Here is a 2,953-nt window from a genome sequence, read left to right on the forward strand (position 1 = left end):
CGGACCTCGTCACCCGGCGGAATCAGCGGGCGCACCTGCTCCGCGTCGCGGGCGTTGTCCAGGATCACCAATAGCCGGCGCGGGGCGGTCAGACTGCGGTAGAGCGCGAGCTGAGCGTCCGGATCGGCGCGGATCCGGTGCGGCTCGGCGCCGAGCGCGTCGAGCAGCAGGCGTACGGCGCCGGCCTGCTCCCGCGGCGCGTCCGTGCCGTCGAAGCCGCGCAGATCGACGTAGAGCCGGCCGTCCGGGAAGTGGGACGCCGCGCGGTGCGCCCAGTGCACCACCAGGGTCGTCTTGCCGGTGCCCGGCGGCCCCGAGACGACCACGACCCCCGACGGTACGGAGCCGAGCAGCGCCAGCTCGTCCTCCCGGCCGGTGAATCCCTCGACATCGGGCGGCAACGGTGCGGAGCCTTCCGTACGGGACACAGTGGACGTTCCTCCGGTGCTGGCGCGGATCGGGGTCCCCGACATTGTCGTCGTCAGTGTCGACCGGCGTGGGGCACCGGCGCCAGCGCGTCGAAGGGCTGCACCGTCAGGTATCGCACCAGCTCCGGCGGTTTGGTCGGCGTGACCGTCGGCACGTCGAGCTCGCCCGGTGCCACCCCGGACTCGACCCAGTCCATCAGCGGCGTGAGCAGCTCCGGAACCCCGATCTCGGTGACCCGGTGCAGGTCCGGGCCGAACAGGCAGTGGTAGCCGGCCGGGATGAGGTAGAGCCGGGAGAACGACTGCGCCCGGGTGAAGCCGCCCGCACGCCGCTCCACGGCCCGGTAGTAGTCGATCGTGGACCACGGCGGGATCACGCCGTCGGCCCAGCCGTGGTAGAGGATCAGCTTGCCGCCGCGGGCCCGGAACGCGGCCAGATCGGGATTGTCGGCGCGGTAGAGGGCGTCCCCGACGACCGACAGCCGGTCGACGGCGGCCCGGTCGAAGCGCACGTCGTCGAGCGAGTACGTCGGCGGCGGGTTCACCGGATAGGCGAGAAACCGCAGGTAGTTGAGCGCGATCACGGCCGCGTCGGTCGCCGCCGGCCGGGTGCCCGCCGGGCCGATGAACCAGGTCCAGGTCAACTCCGAGCCGTACGGCACCCCACCGTTGAAGAGGCTGCGCCCGGCCCGGTCGACCGGCCCGCGGTAGAAGGCTGTCACCGCGGCGACCTGCGCGCCGGTCAGGCACGTCGGACGGTCCGCACCCGACGGACAGCGCAGCGAAGCGGGCCGGAAACCGCACTGCCGGGGGTCGTTGATGACCTCGCCGCAGGCGCTCGCCACCGCCGCGTGCAGGGCCGGCAGCTTCTCGGCGCTGAGGATCTGCCCGCCGTCGGCAGCGGTGTTGTGCCGGACCAGCCAGGGGTTGAACACGCCGGACAGCAGCGCCAGATCGGTCACCGGCGCCCCGGCCAGAATGCCGTCGAAGTCGGCCGGATACCGCTGGGCCAGCGTCAGCCCCTGCCGGCCACCGGTCGAGCACCCGTCGAAGTACCGGTGCGCGGGACCGCGCCCGTAGTACGCCCGCAGCACCGCCGTGGCCACCCCGGCCAGCTTGTGCTCCGAGGTGAGACCGAACTCGACCCGCCGGCGCGGATCGGCGCCCCACGTGGCCGGTTGCGTGTCCGTGCCCCGGTGGCCGCTGTCGGTGGCGGCGAGGGCCAGCTTGCCGGCCAGGGCGGCGGTGCAGCTGTAGCCGAGCGGGGGCACGTCGAGCTCCGGCACGCTGCCGCACAGGCCCGAGCAGCCCTGCTGCACGTACTGGCCGGTCCAGCCGCTGGTCGGCATCTTGATCGTGAAGGTGGTGCCCGGCGTGAAGCTGCCGTGCACGGCGCAGAACTCGTTGTCCCGGACAGTTTCGGGTCCGGCCGAGGCGATCCGCACACCGGGCAGCTCCACCCGGGACAGGGCTTCGCAACCGACGACAGGCGCGCCGGGTGCGGGCGCGGGCACACCCAGACCCAGCGGTACGGCGGCCAGTGCCGCCAACAGCAGTTTCATCATGGCCTCGAGCGTGCCGTCCCGGGGCGGTGAGCGAATCGGTCCACGGATCGGTCTCCGGCTCAGTCCCGGGGCGGAGTGGTGCCGGGCCGGACCAGCCCCACCTCGTACGCGAGCACCGCCGCCTGCACCCGGTCCCGCAGGCCCAGTTTGGACAGGATCGCCGACAGGTGCGTCTTGACGGTGGCCCGGCTCAGCGTGAGCCGTTCGGCGATCTCGTCGTTGGACAGCGCCCGGGCGACCAGGGCGAGGACCTCGACCTCCCGCTCACTGAGCGCCGCCAGGCTCTGGGGCGGCTCCCCGCCGGGCAGTTCGAGAGCGAACCGGTCCAGCAGCCGGCGGGTCACGGTGGGGGCGAGCAGGGCCTCGCCGTTCGCGACCACCCGGATGGCGTCGGCCAGCTCGGCCGGCCGGATGTCCTTGAGCAGGAAGCCGCTGGCCCCGGCCCGCAGCGCGGCGAAGACCGGCTCGTCCAGGTCGAACGTGGTCAGCATGATGATCCGGGCCGGGTGGCCGGCCCGGGCGAGCTGCCGGGCGGCCGCGATGCCGTCCATCCCGGGCATCCGCACATCCATCAGGATCACGTCGGGCCGGACCTCGGCCGCCAGGGCGACCGCACTGCGGCCGTCACCCGCCTCACCGACGACCTCCAGGTCGTCACGACTGTCGATGATCATCGCAAAACCGGCCCGGACCAGCTCCTGATCATCAGCGATCAACACCCTGATCGACGTCATCCGCCCCCTCCCGCGATCGGCAGTGCCCGGCCCGTGTCCGCGATCGGCAGTGCCCGGCCGGTGTCCGCGATCGGCAGTGCCCGGCCGGTGTCCGCGGCCGGCAGTGCCCGGCCGGTGTCCGCGATCGGCAGTGCCCGGCCCGTGTCCGCGACCGGAAGGCGCGGGCTCGGCGCGGTCACGCGGCCGGCTCCAGGGGGGAGGTCGGCGCGGACCCGGAAGCCCCCGC

At 73.5% G+C, this 2,953-nt stretch carries 3 protein-coding genes and 1 pseudogene; all 4 read right to left on the minus strand.

The window, feature by feature from the left end:
- On the minus strand, positions 1–428 hold a 428-nt coding region (locus AB0C29_RS41460), incomplete at its 3' end, for an AAA family ATPase (protein WP_360832749.1).
- Positions 429–481: 53 nt separating this feature from the next.
- Positions 482–1,993, minus strand: a complete 1,512-nt coding sequence (locus tag AB0C29_RS41465) for a tannase/feruloyl esterase family alpha/beta hydrolase (protein WP_360832752.1) — start codon at positions 1,991–1,993, stop codon at positions 482–484.
- A gap of 59 nt (positions 1,994–2,052) precedes the next feature.
- Positions 2,053–2,727: a response regulator transcription factor gene (locus AB0C29_RS41470; RefSeq protein ID WP_360832754.1), complete on the minus strand. Its 675-nt coding sequence runs from the start codon at positions 2,725–2,727 to the stop codon at positions 2,053–2,055.
- A pseudogene (locus tag AB0C29_RS41475) lies at positions 2,724–2,953 on the minus strand (hypothetical protein); the annotation flags it as partial. The pseudogene AB0C29_RS41475 and the gene AB0C29_RS41470, both read right to left, overlap by 4 nt.

This window comes from Actinoplanes sp. NPDC048791, assembly GCF_040650095.1.
Classification (GTDB): domain Bacteria; phylum Actinomycetota; class Actinomycetes; order Mycobacteriales; family Micromonosporaceae; genus Actinoplanes.

Bases quoted from the DNA above. Each gene is read 5' to 3' on its own strand.
- AB0C29_RS41465 (WP_360832752.1), bottom strand. From the start codon at position 1,993: ATGATGAAACTGCTGTTGGCGGCACTGGCCGCCGTACCGCTGGGTCTG.
- AB0C29_RS41470 (WP_360832754.1), bottom strand. From the start codon at position 2,727: ATGACGTCGATCAGGGTGTTGATCGCTGATGATCAGGAGCTGGTCCGG.